This window comes from Brevibacillus reuszeri (assembly GCF_002897295.1).
Classification (GTDB): Bacteria; Bacillota; Bacilli; order Brevibacillales; family Brevibacillaceae; genus Brevibacillus; species Brevibacillus reuszeri_A.
Window position 1 is genome coordinate 270,245 of the sequence record NZ_BEXF01000003.1, and the last position, 18,481, is coordinate 288,725.

Sequence of the window (18,481 nt, forward strand, 5' to 3'; positions counted from 1 at the left end):
GAAGCTGTCCCCTTCAGGTGATAAGTATCCCGTATTCCATTCCACATCAATGATGAAATTCCTCCTTTTATGCGGATAAAAAAGTGGAATTACTCACCAGTCAAATAAAAAAGCTGTAATCTCGCCAAATAGCCATCCAAGTCCTGCGTCTCGGGTGCATTCACGATTTTTACGACCTTGACCGCGTTTCCTTGCGGCTCTTGATAAGGATCAGTGGGCAGAAGCTTCTCGGACAATAACGTAATGATTCCGTAAGAAAGCAATGTGCACGTAATGAACAGCAGCAGGAAACGGAGCACATCCATCAGACGGCGATACGAAATTCCCATCTCTTTTCCTCCCCTTTGCTTCCCTCCATTATATGCACTTGTCCACTTCTCCATTCGGAACTAAAAAGGAAGATCCTGCATGATGTCTGTTTTATTACCGTTTTATGATGCCACAGGAAAACGATGACCATTACAGAAGAATTCATCTTAGGAAAAGAAAAAACTTCTCCGTTCCCAGAGAAGTTATCTTACTTAAAATCCTCGACATTCACTTTGTCAATGCAACGGCTGCAAATTCCGTAGAAGGTCAACCGATGGTCGGTAATGTAAAAGTTATAAACATTCTTGACCTTTTCTTCTGCTGTTACAAGCAGATCTTCAAAAATTTCATCCACAGTGCCGCAATTGAGGCAGATTAAATGATGGTGGTGATAAGCTGCATTGTCATCCCGCAGGTCATATCGGGCTACCCCATCTCCAAAGTTCATCTTATGGAGGATTTTCAGTTCGCTTAAAAGCTCAAGCGTCCGGTATACCGTCGCAAGTCCTATCTCAGGAGCTTTATCCTTTACCAACAGGTAAACGTCCTCAGCACTCAAGTGATCTTCTTCGTTTTCTAACAGAACGCGAACAGTGGCTTCACGCTGTGGTGTCAGCTTGTAGTTCTGTGAATGCAACTGCTGCTTGATTTTCTCTAATTTTTCTTCCAACATTAATGCCCCTCCCCGCTCGCATGAAACCTGTTCCTATTATAGTAGAGGGGCGTAGAATAAGTCAAATGCATAAGTTATTACCTGATAATTATTCTTAATTGAGCACAACCTGCATCAGTCTTGGCGATACAAACGTTTCGAACAGTGCCGCCATCGTCAAAACGCCCAGCATGCACATCACAAGCACCGTGTAGCCAATAAAATGCGGCATAATATCATCACGTTTGCTAACCAGTCTCGTCTTGATCAAGCGAAGAGAAAACGAAATTCCACTCACGCCGATGATGAATAGTGCCGGAACAACCAACAAATTTTGAGGCAAAATACCCATCATCGCAAACGTGACACCTTGCCATTGCAGTTGGTTTACCAAAAAGCCGACTGTGAAGCCGACAACAACACCTTTTAGGAACAGCATCAACAAAATCATAGGCAGTCCGATAATGGACAAGCCAAGTACCCACATGATTGCTACAGTCTTGGCGTAAAAACCAAAAGACTGCTGAAAATGAGTACTGGTTTCTGGAATCCCTTGTTGACTTAAGCTGTTAAAAAAATATTGCAGAAATCCATACAGCTCCTGCTTTTGTGAGAGTGGCAAGGAATTGACGAGTACGGCCCCGAAAATAATGCCCATCGTAAATAGGACAATCGTAAACCAATAGAGGGATTGGTGTTCTCGCGCATAGGTTTGGATGGTTTGTCCGACTCGTGAACGCACGCTACAGTCGCCTCCCGCTTTGCTGATTACTGTACAGCTTATGCGGACAAGTCTGCTACTATGACTGTTTTTGCGCCCCTTACGTCTTCACGATTTTCCCGTACGTACCCGCCCCGCCTGCTTGCACCTGCAGTTTTCCAGCGCGTGCATGAACGATCAGCCCTGCAATTTTTTCGCCGATTACCGTTGCCAGCTCCTGTTCACTGACACGGTGAAGTACATTCATTTGCGTTCCAAAGGATTGATACAGCTTCTCCAACATTTTGGGTCCAACGCCCGGAATAAAATCGAGCGGAATCTGCTCCACATAAGGGGGACGATGGTCGGGATGCTGACCAGGCACGCGATCAGCCAGCTGTTCAATCCGAGCTGCTACGCCTCGTACCACCCTCTTATGACCACACTCGGGACATCTGCCAGCTGCATCTGCCGGCAGCTTCGATTGACACCCCTGACAAGCTGTTTGATGGTATTTACCAAGCTCTGGATGCAATCCGTAGTTTACGCTGACGTGTCTGCCATCTATCCTGCGTATCGCTTTTTCCCATTCGGCAAATGATCTTTCTGCCATCATCAGCGCTTGATACTCGCGACCGATTTTTCCGAGAGAATGCGCGTCTGAGTTGGTCAAAAAGGTTTTGTCTTGCAGCTCCGAAAGGGTATCCGCCATTTCTGTATTCGCACTCAGCCCTAATTCCACAGCATAAATAAGGGTTGGGTCGAGTACATCTGCCATCGCATCTGTACAGCTTCCGTACAAGCCTTTGTGAGGAGTAAAAATGTGCGCAGGGATGACAAGGCCCCCTAGGTCTTTTACACATGCCTGCAGCTCTGATAGCTTTGCATGAATACGTTGAGAGCTTAGGGTGACGTTTTTACATCTAACAGATAGCCAGCGTGTAAACTCCTGCATTTCTTTGAGCCTGGGAAGATAGACCAAAAAATGCGCTTCTCCACGACCTTCTTCCTTGATCTCCACTTCGCAGCCAAGCAGCAGTACCGTCTCTTTGTAGACGATCCCCCCATCCTTATGCTCGCTTGCCGTGCCTCTTTCTAATAAATCAAGGAGTTCCTCTTGTACCTCTGGAGAATGAGAATCGATAATACCGATTACATCCATTCCTTTTTTCTCCGATGCCTCTTCCAGGATTTTAGTCAGCGTCATGTGGCGAGATGCTGTTATTTTTACGGGTTTACCGCTCCTTGTACCCCCGATGTGAATGTGCATGTCACAGAAATACGAATGTAGAAGGGCGTTATCCACGGTTACGCAGCACCATGTTTTCCCAAGCAAATAAGGCAACGACTGTTTTGGCATCGCGGATTTCCCCTGCGCGATGCAGCTCGTGTGCCTCCTCCAATGTCAGCTCCAGAACGTCGACGAACTCGTCCTCATCTGGACGGCTCTCTCCTTTTGTCAATTCTGTCGCGACATAAACATACAACAGCTCGTCTGCAAAACCTGGCGAGGTGTAGAACGAGCTCAGGAGCGAATAATTTTTGGCTACGTACCCTGTTTCTTCTTCCAGCTCACGTTTTGCACAAGTTAGCGGTTCTTCCCCTATTTCCAGCTTCCCTGCAGGAATTTCTACAATCGTACATTCCAATGGCTTGCGGAATTGACGAACGACAACCATTTTCCCATCGTCGGTTAAAGGCAAAACAGCGACTGCCCCCTGATGATTAACGATCTCCCGCTTGGCGGTGTTGCCATTTGGCAGCAGCACCTCATCTACTTTCACTTTAATGATCCGGCCGTCATAAATAGACTGACTTGCAATTGTCTTCTCATATAAATGCTCGTATTTGCTCACAACTATCATCCTTTTTTCTAAAGTAGTTCTAATCCGGTACTCTCCCCCATAAGTTGGGAGCATGAAGCTTGTCCACACTTATTGTATCGGAGGAGATCACAGATGAAAACCTATGTAGATGAAAAGCAGCTGCGCATGGTGGGGAAAGCATGGGAAATCAGAGCGGCTCTTCGCTCTTGGTCAAAAAAAGACTTATCTCTGCAAGAATATTTGGCGCGGAGAACCAATACGGGTCGCAGGAAAACGACTCTTGCTGCCATAAACGAAATCTGAGAACGTGGTCGGCTGCAAGAATAGCCGTTTGAAAAGGCACTGGGTCCTCCCTCCAGCTTCTTCCCATCGTTGAAAAGGACAAGCCATAGGCCCTTTCAAGCGCATTCAACCGGTCCAAACTTGCTATGGCTCCCCAGACGACGCCATGCTCATTTTGCTTGCACAATGCAGACACTTGCTGCTCTAAATGAAAATCTCTGTGATCTCCCAGTCTGGGTATAGAAAGCACGACAGGGCGAAGGGCGTAACGTCCCAGAACCACACTCGTGTGATGACTCAGCCCGTAATGGCGATTGCGAAGGTCAGAAAAGCTGATTCGTGGAATATAAAAAGGAATTCCTCCCAAAGCTGACACGGCATGAATCACCTCGGCCAGCTGGACTCCTGAAAAACCATAGGAGGTACCCGTTCCTGCAACACCAGGCCCGAGCATACAGACGATGATCGTCGCACTCTCGATATGCTTTGCTGCTAGTAAGGCACTATGTATCGTAACCGCCTCATAATCCCCACCCCACGCATGTCCAGCGGTCACAGTTGCCGCCAGCTTCTGCGTCTTCCTCAAATGATGGACATGCCTGCTGAGCGCGAGCGGCAATGATGCTCCATCTGGCATCACATACACGATCTGTTCCGCAGCATTCTTTTCTTTTATTGCCTGGACTGTAACAGGGAGCATACTATGGAGCTCACTGATGACAACTGGCGTTCCTTCCAAAGACAAGTCTTCCCGACTAAACAACTCATGGTAGGGGCTGTTCTGTTCTTCTACTGTATCTACAGCGAGCTGCCAGGGGGCATAGCGCATTTTCATAATATGTCCCCATTCGCTCGGTGCTACATCCCGTTCTCTCATCGTATTTTCTTTCCCTACTACGAGATGAAAGCCTCCTGTGCCCAGCTGCAAGCGAACAGCAGTCGTATTTACCAGCAAGCGATCTCCTAGCGAAAAGCTTTCTTCACCAAAGGAAATAGCCTGCTCAATATGCTGGCTTCCCTCGACCTGTACACGCAGGATTTGCATGCCCTCCCGTTGTTCCACTACTCCGGCGACAGTCGCTGTTACCAGTTGAAGCATTTTCTTCCCCCATTTCCCGTGCAGCTTGCCCCTCTCGTTTAGTCTATGTTTCAGATAGCTTGCCCCAATCATCAAAGATTGTCTTTGGTTAATAAAAAAGCCAGGACTTTTTAAGACAGTCCCGGCTTACACTTATTACTCTTGCACTTCAGCGATGATAGCGAGCACCAGCTCAGCTGCTTTGTTCAGCTCTGCAATTGGCATACGCTCGTTTTTGGTGTGGATCTCTTCGTACCCAATCGCAAAGTTAACGCTTGGGATGTTGTAGCCGTTAAAGACGTTTCCGTCGCTTCCGCCGCCACTTGCAACCAGCTCAGGATTGCGCTCAACGCGTTTTACAGCGGCAATTGCTTTTTTCACTACTGGCGTTTCTTCGTCGTACTTGTAGCCATGATACATGAAAATAACATCATTCTCGCAAGTAGCTCCGTACTCAGCTGCTGCTTCCTCGAAAGCCGTTGTCATTTTCTTCACTTGCGCTTCCAGCTTGTCCATTACAAGGCTGCGCGCCTCGGACCATACTTCTACATAGTCAGTGACGATGTTGTACGCTTTACCACCCTCGAAGCGACCGATATTTGCAGTCGTGTCCGCATCGATTCGGCCAAGTGGCATACGGGAGATCGCTTTACTCGCTACAGAAATCGCGCTAATGCCATCTTCGGGATTTACGCCAGCATGAGCTGCTTTTCCATGGATCTTGGTAACAATGCGGTATTGTCCAGCACCTGCGGAAGTAATTTTGCCAACTGGACCTTCGGAGTCAAGGATAAAGCCCATTTCTGCTTTTAGTAGGCTGGAATCCATTGCACGGGAACCAACCAGACCAGACTCTTCACCGACAGTCAATACGACCTGAATCGTTGGGTGCGTCAGGTTTTGCTCCTTCATGGTACGAATACCTTCGAAAATAGCAGCGATCCCCGCTTTGTCATCTGCGCCCAAAATCGTTGTGCCATCGGAATAAACGTAACCGTCACGGATTTGTGGCTTGATGCCATTTCCTGGAACGACCGTATCCATGTGGCTGCTGAACAGAATGGCAGGTCCTTTGCCTGTCGCTTCCAATGTTGCAATCAGGTTGTTGGCGCCATGTCCCGTTTTTGCGGCAGCATCGTCTTCCTCAACAGTAAAGCCCATGTCCACCAATTTTTGCTTCAGCACTTTGTTGATTTCAGCTTCGTTTTTTGTTTCGCTGTCAATCTGGACGAGCTCCAAAAACTCATTCAACAAACGTTCCTCGTTGATCTTACTCACACTCGTTACCTCCCAAATCAAAGCCCGATTTTGGTACATATTCACAAGTTCCAGTATACCGCAAAAAAATTTTTTCTACCATTGAAACACCAATCAATCTTACCGATTGCTCTCATTATGAATCCACATGTCAATACTCATGATCCTCTTGTGGATATTGGCAGAGCTCGTACAGGACTCCGCCTGCCGCTTTTGGATGCAAAAACCCGATTTGGGCATGATGAGCCCCTTCTTTAGGCTGCTCATGGATAAGCGGTACACCCTGTTCCTTTAAATGGATCAGCCGTTCCCGGACATCGTCTACATCAAGTGCGATATGATGGATTCCTTCCCCGCGCTTTTCGATAAACTTGGCGATTGGACTCTGATCAGAGAGAGGCTCTAACAGCTCAATTCGACTTTCACCAATTTGCAGAAAAGCGACCTTCACCTGTTCACTTTCTACCTCTTCCGTTCCTACGAGGGTTAGCCCCAAATGCTTCGTGTAAAAAGGAAGTGCTTGTTCAAGACTTTTTACAGCGATACCGATGTGGGCAATTTTGTTAGGAGCGTTCACTGTCATCTTCCTCTCTTTTTTACTCCGCTATTTGTATCTATGTTTGACCGTTTTCGTAAATATGGACAATCCTGTTGCCACTGCTTATACAATTCGGTAAAATCCTGATTGTAGAGTATAACCTTGTACGCATACGTGCGGCATAGAAATGGTCCTTATCGCCAATTTTATCATACGCACTTTATGTATAACTTCCCTTTTTCACAAGTTTGCAGATGTATATACAGAAAGGAGGCTGATGAAGGATGAAGCAATCCCTCGTCGCCAAAGTTTTAATTGTCATTCTCGTTTTCGCCTTGATCCTCCCCACCTTCTTCTATTTCCAATAAGCAGATTCTCCCAGGTAAAAAATAACCCCCTTCCGCCAAAAGCGAAAGGGGGTTTTGTTTGATCGATTTATTTATAAACGAACACGCTGGAGGTTTTAGCATCCCAGCCAACTTTGTAGCCCAGATTATCTGTTACGAAACGAACTGGAATCATTGGCATTCCGTTGTTCAATACTACTGGAGTTGGGAGAGCAACCTCTTGATTTCCAATTTTTGCTTTGTTGGAACCAACAGTAAACTTAATGACTTTGTTGCCACTAATAATCGCAACGTCCTTTGCGTTCCATTGTGTAGTCAAATACAAAGCCTCTTTGAAAAACTGTGCTGGAACCATCGTTGTGTTTCCACCCGCGATGTATGGTGCTACTTGCAATGGATATGTTTTGCCCTGCAAGGTGAAGTTTGCTGTGTTTACTTTAAACAGTGCTGCATTCGCTGGAACAGCTACTGCAGGCTGAGTCGCTGGTGTCGTAGGCTGTGTAGCTGGTTGTGCAGGTGAAGGCATACCTACTCCTACCGCACGAGCAAACAAGAGTCCTTTTTCTTCCGAAGTGAAAACGCTAATGCTGTACGCATTTTTCACAGACGGGTTTACGATATTGGCTGCAGCTGTAATTGTGATATTCGCAGCTGTTGCAGCAGGAATATCCTGCGCTGGATACACCAGAACGTTTTGTCCGCGAACCGCTACATAGTTTGCTCCCACTCCATTTACTGAAACGTTTGCAGGCGCGATATAAGCTGGCACTTTGTAGCCCGCTGGGAATACCAGCTCAACGAAGTCACGCTGCTTCATCAGACCAACACCCAGTCCTTTGATGGCAATATTGACACCTGTCGGTTTACCCAATGCATTTGAAGTGAGACCGATTGTAGCGGTGCTGTTATTGACCACGTTTGGATTTGGCGTGGTTGGATTAGTCGGATTTGTAGGGCTTGTCGGATTCGTTGGTGTCGGGTTCACGGAAGAACCGCCGATGGTAAACGACTTGGATTCCAGTGTTTTACCGTCAATGGAAGCCTTGAGTGTATAGGTTCCCGCTGTCTTTGGATTCGAGATCCAGGCAGAGAAGGAAACAACAACTTTTACCTCGCTGCTGGACGAGAATCCAGATGGAGCCGTGATATATACTTTATTTCCAGAAGCACTCGCTCTTTTTGGAGTTTTCCCGTTCAGCGTAAAATCACTGTAGGTCAAAATTCCAGGGACCATGTCAGCAGAGGGGAATTCCAGAATCAGGTCCTCATCAGCCATCAATTTTTTGTTACCGAAATCAGCGTCAAACGTATAGCTGGAACGAGCACCAGCGGATGGATCAGACAGGTTGACAGTGAAAGCGTCTGTAGAAGTGCTGGAGCTGCCAGAACCGGATTTCGTTACCTCAAACTTTTTGGATTCATATGTAGAACCGTCATATTTCACTTTGAACGTGTAATCACCGGTTTTAGGGTTTTCAATACCAGCAGATTTTGTGAATTCTAAATTGATGTAGCTGTCTTTATTCGCACCGCTTGGTACTTTAATGGTGACTTCGTCGCCTTTTACACTTACGGACTTAGCTACGGAGCCATTTACTTTTACATCGTCAGAATCGATCTTGGACGGAAGCATGCTGCTGCTTGGGAAAATGACTGTTATCGTCTCATTCGTTTCGAGCTTTACACTTTTCTTGAGAGAGATTTCGCCCAGCTTGATGCTTGTCGTATCTCCAGACGCTTTGCTACCAAGGGTAACAGAGTAATCGCCTTTGCTGCTGGAGCCGCTGCTGGAACCTGAGATTGAAACCTTTTTGGACTTAGCTGATTTCTCACTTGTAGTTCTTACCTCAACACTATAGGAGCCTTTACTATCAGGATTAGTGATCCCGTCTTCAATAGTGAAAGAAACATCATCATCCTTATCAAGATCTTCATCAATTCTGATCTGGATTTCTCTTCCACTTACTTTCACGCTCTTAATATCGAAATTCGCGTCAATGTCGCTGGTGGAAATATTCTTACTCACTGTATAATCGGAATCAAATTCCACATAGATGTAATCTCCAGAGTCAAGAGCCTTGTCTAACGTGAATTCGATTTTGTATTCACTATCATCCCCTGCACCATCTTCATCCGCCGAAATGTCCAAGCCAGAAATCGCTTGTGCATGTGGTACTGCAACAAAAGGTGTAGCTGCTAGCGCAGATGCGAGCACCAATGGCAGTGCTTTGTTTGTCTTCTTCATGTTCTTCCTCCCATTTTTACCTATAATCTGGTAATAAATCTCTAGCAGGTCGCTATCAGTCTACCATAAATGATATCTAGTGGGAATCTCTTCTACGGAATTTGATAGACTCCCTGGCTACTATTGGTAAGACGAAGGAACGCTCCAAAAAGTTACATATCCTTCTTCTGCAAAATAAAATTTTTTTTGCGTTTTTGACGCTTTTTTTTGATTCGTAATTTTACTGTGTCATACCGTATGTGAGCATCACAAAAAACCAGGACCGCACATGGCCTGGTTTCTTGCAAGCATCTCAACTACCGCAGATTAATACAGCTTTGTATCTGGTCCGACGTTTTCCAGCTTTTGCTTAACGCTCTGCAGGAATCGTCCGCAGATCAGGCCATCCAGCACGCGGTGGTCGAGTGACATGCAGAGATTTACCATCGAGCGCACCGCTATCATGTCATTGATAACCACTGGTCGTTTCACGATCGATTCGACACTGAGGATCGCTGCTTGCGGGGCGTTAATAATTGGTTGCGACAACACAGAGCCAAACGAACCCGTATTGTTGACAGTGAAGGTTCCACCTGTCATATCATCCATCGTAAGCTTCCCTGCCCGTGTGCGAGCAGCCAGATCGTCCACAGACTTGGCGATACCTAGAACAGACTTTTGGTCAGCATGCTTGATCACAGGAACGTAAAGTGCGTCTTCTGTCGCAACTGCAATCGAAATATTAATGTCTTTTTTGACGATAATTTTGTCTCCTGCCCACGTGGAATTAATCATTGGGTATTCCTTCAATGATTCCACAACTGCCTTGATGAAAAATGGCAGGAATGTAAGGTTGAGACCTTCTTTACGCTTGAACTCATCCTTTGCCTGATTGCGGAAATGAACGAGATTGGTCACGTCAACTTCAACCATTGTCCATGCGTGTGGAGCCTCATGCTTGCTTTGGACCATTCGGCTCGCAATGGTTTTGCGAATCGGTGTCACCTGGATGGTTTGGTCTCCGCTCGCTACTGGAATATCTACACTTGTCGCAGCTGGAACAGATGATACAGATGTCGCAGTCGCCGCTGCAGGAACTGGAGTCGGTTCCGGCTGGGAAACAGCAGCTGGTGCCGTATTTTGAGCGACAGGAGCTGCTGCTTGTTGTCCACCCGCGTCAATTATTGCTTGAACGTCCTTACGAGTCACGCGCCCCTGGGCACCTGTACCAACCACTCGGGACAGATCGATCCCATGCTCTTGGGAAAGGGCCATGACAGCAGGTGAATAACGCTGTTTCGGTCCATCCTGATTCGAGCTGGCTTTTTGCTGTGCAGGCTGGCTTGCTGCTAGTGCAGCGCTTGGTTGCAAAGGTGCGGATACTGGCTGCTGTTGTACTGGTGCTTCTTGTGTCGACGCAGGAGCAGCAGCGCCAGCCTCTCCACTTTCTTCTATATATAGAATCAATGTACCAATCTCTACTGTCTCGCCTTCTGGGACCACAATTTCCGTGATGCGGCCGGAAACCGTAGACGGAACCTCGGCATTCACCTTGTCTGTTGTCACTTCAGCCAACGAGTCATATTTTTTTACGGTGTCTCCCACATTGACCAGCCACTTGCTGATCGTTCCTTCGGTCACACTTTCTCCGAGCTGGGGCATTAGCACTTTCGTTGCCATGATCCATGGTCCTCCTCGCCTTAAAAGTTGGCCAACTCTCGCATTGCTTCCAAAACTTTATCCGGGTTTAGCATGAAGAATTTTTCCATAGGTGGGCTGTAAGGCATTGCTGGAACGTCCGGACCGCACAGACGCTTGATCGGTGCATCCAGATCAAACAAGCAATGCTCCGCAACGATTGCAGCGACTTCGCCACCAACGCCGCCTTCTTTGTTGTCTTCGTGGACAATCAATACTTTACCTGTTTTGGAGGCGGCTTCAGCAATCGCCTCTTTGTCGAGAGGGTAAAGAGTACGCAAATCCAGAACATGAGCGCTGATTCCTTCTTGAGCAAGCTTTTCTGCTGCTTGCAGGCAGAAGTGCAGAGCCAAGCCATACGAAATGACAGTAATGTCGGTACCTTCACGCTTTACATCTGCCTTGCCAATTGGCAAAACATAGTCATGATCAGGAACTTCACCTTTAATCAGGCGATACAAACGCTTATGCTCGAAAAAGAGCACTGGATCTTCATCGCGAATGGCTGCTTTCAGAAGGCCCTTTGCATCATAAGGGGTAGACGGAGCCACCACTTTCAAGCCTGGAGTATTGGTAAACATCGCTTCCACTGATTGAGAGTGGTAGAGTGCACCGTGCACTCCTCCCCCGAACGGAGCACGAATCGTAAGCGGGCAATTCCAATCATTATTTGAGCGATAGCGCATTTTTGCTGCTTCACTGACGATCTGATTGACTGCTGGCATAATAAAGTCGGCAAATTGGATCTCGGCGATGGGACGCATGCCATATGCTGCTGCTCCGATTCCTACCCCAACGATTGCGGATTCTGCCAGTGGCGTATCAATCACACGCTCTTCTCCAAACTCTTCAATCAATCCCACTGTGGCACGGAAAACACCTCCGCGCACACCTACGTCTTCTCCGAGGACAAACACATTTTGATCGCGGCGCATTTCCTCGCGCATCGCCATTGTAACTGCATCAATAAACGAGATGACTGCCATCAGGATACCCCCCTTATTCCCCGTATACGTGTGTCAGAGTCGATTCTGGAGACGGATATGGTGCATTTTCCGCATACTCCGTCGCTTCGTCTACTTCCAGCTGAACGCGAGCTAGCATATCTGCTTCCGTACTTTCATCCAGAAGGCCAACCTCTTTCAGATAGGTAGCAAACAGGATGAGTGGATCTTTTTTCTTTGCTTCTTCTACTTCCTCACGTGTCCGATATACACGATCGTCGTCATCACTGGAATGTGGAACCAGACGGTACATCACTGCCTCAATCAAAGTAGGACCTGCACCGCTGCGTGCACGTTCTACCGCTTCTTTGGTAACTCGGTACACCTCGATCGGATCGTTGCCATCTACGCTTACTCCCGGGAAGCCGTATCCGATAGCACGGTCAGCTACACTTTCGCACGCCAATTGCTTGTTGATCGGAACCGAGATCGCATATTTGTTATTTTCACAGAAGAAGATAACTGGGAGCTTGTGTACGCCAGCAAAGTTGGCACCCTCGTGGAAATCCCCTTGGTTGCTGGAGCCTTCTCCAAAAGACGTATACACAACAAAATCTTTTTTCTGCATTCTCCCCGCCAACGCCATGCCCACTGCATGAGGTACCTGTGTCGTTACTGGGCTGGAGCCGGTCAGGATATTGTATTTCTTTCCACCGAAGTGGCCTGGCATTTGACGTCCGCCGCTGTTTGGATCTTCAGCCTTGGCAAAAGCAGACAACATGCAGTCACGTGCACTCTGGCCAAATACAAGAACCAGACCAAGATCACGATAATACGGACACAAATAATCTCTTTCTGTCTCCATCGCAAAAGCAGCTCCTACCTGCGCTGCTTCCTGGCCTTGGCAGGAAATGACGAACGGGACTTTGCCCGCCCGGTTTAACAGCCACTGGCGCTCATCGACCTTGCGCGCGAGCAGCATGTAATAATACATGTCTAGCACTTGAGCGTCGGTCAAACCTACTTCTTCATGACGTTTGGTTGTCATCGCTTTATACCCTCCTCATTAATTGTGAATTGCTTTTCCATCAACTGCTTGCGCTGCTTCCATCATCGCCTCTGACAAGGATGGATGAGGATGAATCGTCTGACCAATTTCCCATGGGGTCGCATCCAGCACACGAGCCAGACCTGCTTCTGAAATCATGTCTGTGACATGTGGGCCAATCATATGAACACCTAGTAAATCATTGGTTTTAGCATCTACGACCAGCTTCACAAATCCGTCGTTCTCGCCGTGAATCAAGGCCTTTCCTAGCGGCTTGAAGCTGAACTTTCCAATTTTCACATCAAAGCCTTGTTCACGCGCCTCTTTTTCCGTCAAGCCAACATTCGCGACTTCAGGACGGCTGTATGTGCACTTCGGAACCTTGGTGTAGTCCATTGGATGAGGATTCAATCCAGCCATGTGCTCTACCGCTAAAATTCCTTCGTGGGAAGCGACATGTGCCAGCTGCAATCCACCAATGACATCGCCAATGGCATAAATATGCGATTCTGCCGTTTGAAAGAATTCATTCACAACCACTGCGCCACGCTCAACCTTGATCTCTGTTGCTTCGAGTCCCAGGTTTTCTACATTCGCCTGTCTGCCTACGGAAACGAGAACTTTTTCTGCTTCAAAGGTTTGTACGCCTGTTTGGGTTTCGGCCTGAATCACCACACGGCCTTCGCCTTTTTCCATGGATTCCGGGAGTACCTTTGCTCCGGTTACGATCGTCACCTTACGTTTTTTCAACAGACGCGCCAGCTCTTTACTTACTTCTTCGTCCTCCAAAGGCAGGATGCGATCTGCATACTCCACTACTGTAACGTCTACACCAAAATCAGTGAGCATGGATGCCCATTCAATCCCGATGACTCCGCCCCCTACGATTACGACTGATGCTGGAAGCTTTTCCCACTGCAATGCTTCGTCGCTTGTTACGACATAGGAACCATCAATCGTAAGTCCTGGCAGCGTGCGTGGTCGTGAACCTGTCGCCAGCAATAGAAAGCGAGGTACGATCATTTCCTGATCGCCGTTTTCCTTTTCGATTCGCACAGCTCCAGCCTGTGGGGAGAAAATGGATGGACCCATGACGCGACCGAACCCTTCAAATACAGTGATTTTTCCTTTTTTCATCAAATACTGAATTCCTTTATGAAGCTGGTCGATGATGCCTTGTTTGCGTTCTTGAATCTTTGAAAAATCGTAACCCACATTGTCAGCCAAAACACCGTACTTATCGGCTTCTTTCAAAGTGGAGAATACTTCTGCGCTGCGAAGAAGTGCCTTGGAAGGGATACAGCCACGATGCAGACATGTTCCTCCGAGTTTTTCTTTTTCCACAATTGCCACATTCATTCCCAATTGAGAAGCACGAATAGCCGCTACATAGCCTCCAGTGCCACCACCGAGAACGACCAAATCAAATTCTTGAGACATCCATGATCGCTCCTTTCAATAAAAACCTGTCGAGGTATGCTCACAAAAGAGCGAGCGCGCTTTAACGGAAAGTTGAACCGAAGAAAACTGGATGCAGATGCATAGGCACTTGCCCGGATGCTTCAGCATGTAGTTACGAGATAATGTTGCGAAGCTCGGATGAACGAGGTAAGCTCCCCCGTCTATTTCCGAGAATATGAATATTCAAAGAACATTGCTTATGTAGCCCCGACTGCTCGTCAGTAACGAGACAAGCAGCCTGGGTAACCAACCATCACTGAAAATTAGCGATGGTAAACAGTCTTACCGTTTTGCAGGAAAGTATTACGTGACTTGCCAACACTTGCGATACGTTCTTCAGCCATGCGGTCAGCTGCTTTGTAGGATGGCATGCCATCACGTTCAGCAATTTCGTAAACCTTCAGGATGGTATCGTAAATGGTTTCTACTTTTTTCAGTGCGCGCTCACGATTGTAGCCTTGCAGCTCATCTGCAACGTTGATTACGCCACCTGCATTGATTACGTAGTCTGGTGCGTAAATGAGGCCCATTTCATGAATCATGTCGCCGTGTTTTTCTTCTTTCAATTGATTGTTCGCTGCGCCAGCGATTACTTTTGCTTTCAACAGCGGAATGGTGTCATCGTTGATGATTGCACCCAATGCGCATGGCGAGAAGATATCGCATTCAACACTGAAAATGTCATTGACTCCCACCGCTTTGGCACCGAAATCGTTCACTGCACGATTTACGTTTTCCTGGTTGATGTCAGTAACGATCAAATGCGCGCCTTCTTCATGCAGATGGCGGCACAGATTGTAAGCAACGTTACCAACACCTTGAACAGCTACGACGCGACCGGACAGAGAGTCGCTGCCATAAGCGAGCTTAGCAGAAGCCTTCATACCGCGGTATACACCGTAAGCAGTTACCGGAGAAGGATTTCCGCTGGAACCAAATGCTGGCGATACACCTGTTACATAATCTGTTTCCAAATGGATCATGTCCATGTCAGCAACTGTTGTTCCTACGTCTTCTGCTGTGATGTATCGTCCATTCAAGCCCTGGATATAGCGACCGAACGCACGGAACAGCTCTTCGCTCTTATGCTCACGTGGGTCACCGATGATTACTGCTTTACCTCCGCCGATGTTCAATCCTGCAGCGGCGTTTTTATAGGTCATACCACGGCCCAGGCGAAGTACGTCGATAATAGCCTCTTCTTCTGTCTTGTACGGCCACATACGCGTACCGCCGAGTGCTGGTCCAAGTGTCGTATCATGAATGCAAATAATTGCTTTCAATCCGGAATTTTCGTCCTGGCAAAATACCAGCTGCTCGTAATCGTAGTTTTGCATGTAATCAAAGATGTTCATTGAAGAAACCTCCCTAGTGTCATTCATTCTCCATATTCTCGTGGTCGTACGCCATAGCTGGTACCACGAGGAGAATTCCTCGTCGTGAAAGATATGCAAATGTCATGCCAACTCACAACATCTTATGAAAGCGCTTTATCCACGTGCATGTGGAAGATTATTCAATCGGTCAAGTACGCAAATAATTGCACAATCACGCAAAGTATTGCATGCAAATATTTGCACACTCATCTCCTTGCTGAATCACATCTGCTCTTCCATAATCCCCAGCTTTTCCATTTTGTAATACAAGCTGCGAATAGCAATCCCTAACCGCTTGGCTGCGACCGTTCTGTTTCCGCGTGCAGCCGCCAGTTCACGCAAGATGTGCTCACGTTCTGCTTCTTCCACTGCCTCTTTTAACGTTTTGCCTGAGGACCCTTGCTTTTCAGGAAGCTCTTTTGCCGTGCCCACAATCCTTCGTTCCAATGGAGGCAGATGTTCTGGCAAAATGATTCGCTCATTGATCTTCATATGGATCATCGCTCTGCCTATGACATTCTCCAGTTCTCTCACATTGCCTGGCCATTGGTATTCAAAAAGCATTTGCAAGGTATCTGGGTGAATTTCTTCGACATTACGCCCGTACTCCAAATTTGCTTTGCGCAATAGATGCATCGCGATTGGCTGGATGTCTTCCAGCCTTTGTCTGAGAGAAGGAATATGGATTGGAAATACCTGAAGCCGATAGTACAAGTCTTCACGAAAACGCCCTGCCCCAATCGCTGACTCGAGATTGACATGAGTAGCAGCAATGATACGGACATCGATTTCAACTGGCTTCGTCCCGCCGACCCTCACGACCTCCCTCTCCTGCAAAACGCGCAAGAGCATGACTTGCATACTCATGGACAGCTCGCCAATTTCATCGAGAAAAATCGTTCCTCCGCTCGCTTCCTCAAACAATCCTCGTTTTCCGCCGCGTCTTGCACCCGTAAACGCTCCTTCTTCGTAGCCGAACAGCTCGCTTTCCAAAAGTGTCTCGGATATAGCAGCGCAGTTTACACGGATAAATTGCTTGTACTTACGTTCACTTGCATTGTGAATCGCGTGGGCGAACAATTCCTTTCCCGTACCCGACTCGCCTCTTAGCAGTACCGTTGCAGGGGTCAGTGCCGCTTTTTTTGCCTGCTCGATGGCGACTTTCATTGGATCGCTATACCCAATAATGTCTGCAAAGCTATATTTCGCCTCTAACGTTCGGATGATGCGGCGGGCTTTTTCCAATTCCTCGCTCAAACGCTTGAATTCCGAGACGTCATGGATGACACCAACGCTGCCCTTTAGTTCTCCGTCTACCATGACAGGAGCAACATTTACGACTACATCCTTGCGTTTTGGTCCCAGCTTCATCGGGACTCCCCTGACTGGCTTCTTCGTTTTCAATACTTGCATATGCATGCTGTCGCCTTCCGAAATATCGACCGTTGCAGGCTTGCCGATAATATCTTCAGGTGACAGTCCCGTAATCCGCGTGTAAGCCGGGTTGATCAATAACCCGTTCCCATCCTTGTCCACCACAGAAATAGCCTCATCCGACGATTGGATAATGGCCTGCATCATGCTTTGCAGTTCCTTCAAGTCCGTGACTTCCTCAGCCAACGCCATCACTTCTGTAATATCACGAAAAATGGCAACAGCCCCTACTACTTCATCGCGATCATTCCGAACGGGTACGCGATTGGTAATGATACGGGTCTGATTGGGTAGGATCTGCTCCTGATTCAACTCGGGAGAGCCCGTCTCTAATACGATATGTAGGCGTGTGTTAGGTATACGTTCTGATACTTTTGTATCGAGCACTTCACTCGCGTCGATCCCCATCAATCTCTCTGCTGCCTGATTGAACAAGGTAATGATACCCTGCCTGTTTACACCGATAATCGCATCGTGAGTAGAGTCCAGCATCGTCTCGCGCTCACGCTGGTTTTGCATCATTACGGCAATCAGCTTGTCGCGTTCACGGATCAGCTTCATTACGATGCGCGTAAAAGTGCCGGGGATCAGCACTGTTTTTTCCTTTTTCAAATGCTTGAGATGCTTGTATTCCCCTAAATCACCGGTCGCTTCCAAAATGACATCTAGGTCCGCTTCCAAATAGGGTCTGTAATCCGTGTCTACATGGATACCTAAGGAACGAGCCAGCGCGAGTCCCGGGGCATCTGGCCTGTGATCGACAACAGCTACGATTTTTAACCGATCCATCTGGTTCAGCATCTTAATAAGTGCTGTTCCGCCACGTCCAGCACCAACGATGAGCAACTTGTGCACGCACCGATCCCCTCTCTTTGCAATCAAACTCGATTCCATTGTACTCCAATGATTGGGATAAGGACAGGTGTTCTTAGCTAACGTGCGCTCGTTCAGGCGCTTCCAGACTGTGGACAAGGTACGTGGCATCCGATATGATGAAAGGACGAGAGAGAAAGGTGTGAAACACCCGTGGTTGTTCAAAAAGTAATCGCGCTGCTGATCATGGTGATTCCTGCTGCTATCGCGATGTATGGAATCAAGCTGATCCGTGACGCGTTCTTTCATTCCACCTCCCCGGACGTCGGCTTTTTGTGGGGACAGCTCATTCTTGGCATACTCGCTTTTGCCATTCCTGTATTGTTTATTGCGGGGTTTATCCTGCATCACGAACGCAAAAAAAATCGGGTACAACCCCGCTTCATGGTTCGTGAACCAGAAGATGATGAGTAGGCCAGGCCAAACATTCAGCC

16 protein-coding genes are annotated in these 18,481 nt (G+C 47.6%); 1 reads left to right on the plus strand and 15 read right to left on the minus strand.

What is annotated here, in order from left to right:
* Positions 1–89 precede the first annotated feature (89 nt).
* From C3B52_RS06820 to C3B52_RS06895, 15 genes are all read right to left on the minus strand, one after another.
* The gene (locus C3B52_RS06820; RefSeq protein WP_103105323.1) at positions 90–329 is read right to left on the minus strand and encodes a YqzK family protein; all 240 of its coding nucleotides are present in this window, start codon (positions 327–329) and stop codon (positions 90–92) included.
* A gap of 188 nt (positions 330–517) precedes the next feature.
* The gene (gene fur / locus C3B52_RS06825; protein WP_049740193.1) at positions 518–982 is read right to left on the minus strand and encodes a ferric iron uptake transcriptional regulator; all 465 of its coding nucleotides are present in this window, start codon (positions 980–982) and stop codon (positions 518–520) included.
* A 94-nt stretch (positions 983–1,076) separates the two neighbouring features.
* Positions 1,077–1,703 carry a stage II sporulation protein M gene (spoIIM, locus tag C3B52_RS06830; protein WP_103105324.1) on the minus strand — a complete coding sequence of 209 codons (627 nt, stop codon included), beginning with the start codon at positions 1,701–1,703 and terminating at the stop codon, positions 1,077–1,079.
* Positions 1,704–1,782: 79 nt separating this feature from the next.
* Positions 1,783–2,931, minus strand: a complete 1,149-nt coding sequence (locus C3B52_RS06835; RefSeq protein WP_103105486.1) for an endonuclease Q family protein — start codon at positions 2,929–2,931, stop codon at positions 1,783–1,785.
* 28 nt (positions 2,932–2,959) lie between these two features.
* On the minus strand, positions 2,960–3,517 hold the full coding sequence (locus tag C3B52_RS06840; protein ID WP_103105325.1) for an NUDIX domain-containing protein: 558 nt from the start codon (positions 3,515–3,517) through the stop codon (positions 2,960–2,962).
* 157 nt (positions 3,518–3,674) lie between these two features.
* Entirely contained in the window at positions 3,675–4,868 is a 1,194-nt protein-coding gene (locus C3B52_RS37255; protein ID WP_103105326.1) for a DUF3866 family protein, read from the minus strand.
* A gap of 135 nt (positions 4,869–5,003) precedes the next feature.
* On the minus strand, positions 5,004–6,125 hold the full coding sequence (locus C3B52_RS06855; protein WP_103105327.1) for a M20/M25/M40 family metallo-hydrolase: 1,122 nt from the start codon (positions 6,123–6,125) through the stop codon (positions 5,004–5,006).
* Between the two features lie 130 nt (positions 6,126–6,255).
* Positions 6,256–6,687, minus strand: a complete 432-nt coding sequence (mce, locus tag C3B52_RS06860; protein ID WP_235615617.1) for a methylmalonyl-CoA epimerase — start codon at positions 6,685–6,687, stop codon at positions 6,256–6,258.
* A gap of 390 nt (positions 6,688–7,077) precedes the next feature.
* Positions 7,078–9,234, minus strand: a complete 2,157-nt coding sequence (locus C3B52_RS06865; protein WP_103105328.1) for a copper amine oxidase N-terminal domain-containing protein — start codon at positions 9,232–9,234, stop codon at positions 7,078–7,080.
* A gap of 306 nt (positions 9,235–9,540) precedes the next feature.
* Positions 9,541–10,893, minus strand: coding sequence for a dihydrolipoamide acetyltransferase family protein (locus C3B52_RS06870; RefSeq protein WP_103105329.1), 1,353 nt, complete (start codon positions 10,891–10,893; stop codon positions 9,541–9,543).
* Between the two features lie 20 nt (positions 10,894–10,913).
* A complete protein-coding gene (locus tag C3B52_RS06875; RefSeq protein WP_103105330.1) occupies positions 10,914–11,897 on the minus strand; it encodes an alpha-ketoacid dehydrogenase subunit beta in 984 nt (327 codons plus the stop codon).
* A 13-nt stretch (positions 11,898–11,910) separates the two neighbouring features.
* Positions 11,911–12,903: a thiamine pyrophosphate-dependent dehydrogenase E1 component subunit alpha gene (locus C3B52_RS06880; protein WP_103105331.1), complete on the minus strand. Its 993-nt coding sequence runs from the start codon at positions 12,901–12,903 to the stop codon at positions 11,911–11,913.
* Between the two features lie 18 nt (positions 12,904–12,921).
* Entirely contained in the window at positions 12,922–14,343 is a 1,422-nt protein-coding gene (gene lpdA / locus C3B52_RS06885) for a dihydrolipoyl dehydrogenase (RefSeq protein WP_103105332.1), read from the minus strand.
* 284 nt (positions 14,344–14,627) lie between these two features.
* Entirely contained in the window at positions 14,628–15,719 is a 1,092-nt protein-coding gene (locus C3B52_RS06890; RefSeq protein ID WP_103105333.1) for a Glu/Leu/Phe/Val dehydrogenase dimerization domain-containing protein, read from the minus strand.
* Between the two features lie 243 nt (positions 15,720–15,962).
* A complete protein-coding gene (locus C3B52_RS06895) occupies positions 15,963–18,029 on the minus strand; it encodes a sigma-54 interaction domain-containing protein (protein WP_103105334.1) in 2,067 nt (688 codons plus the stop codon).
* Positions 18,030–18,200: 171 nt separating this feature from the next.
* Between C3B52_RS06895 and C3B52_RS06900 the strand changes: the two genes are divergently transcribed.
* Positions 18,201–18,461: a DUF2627 domain-containing protein gene (locus C3B52_RS06900; RefSeq protein ID WP_103105335.1), complete on the plus strand. Its 261-nt coding sequence runs from the start codon at positions 18,201–18,203 to the stop codon at positions 18,459–18,461.
* The last annotated feature ends 20 nt before the right edge of the window (positions 18,462–18,481 follow it).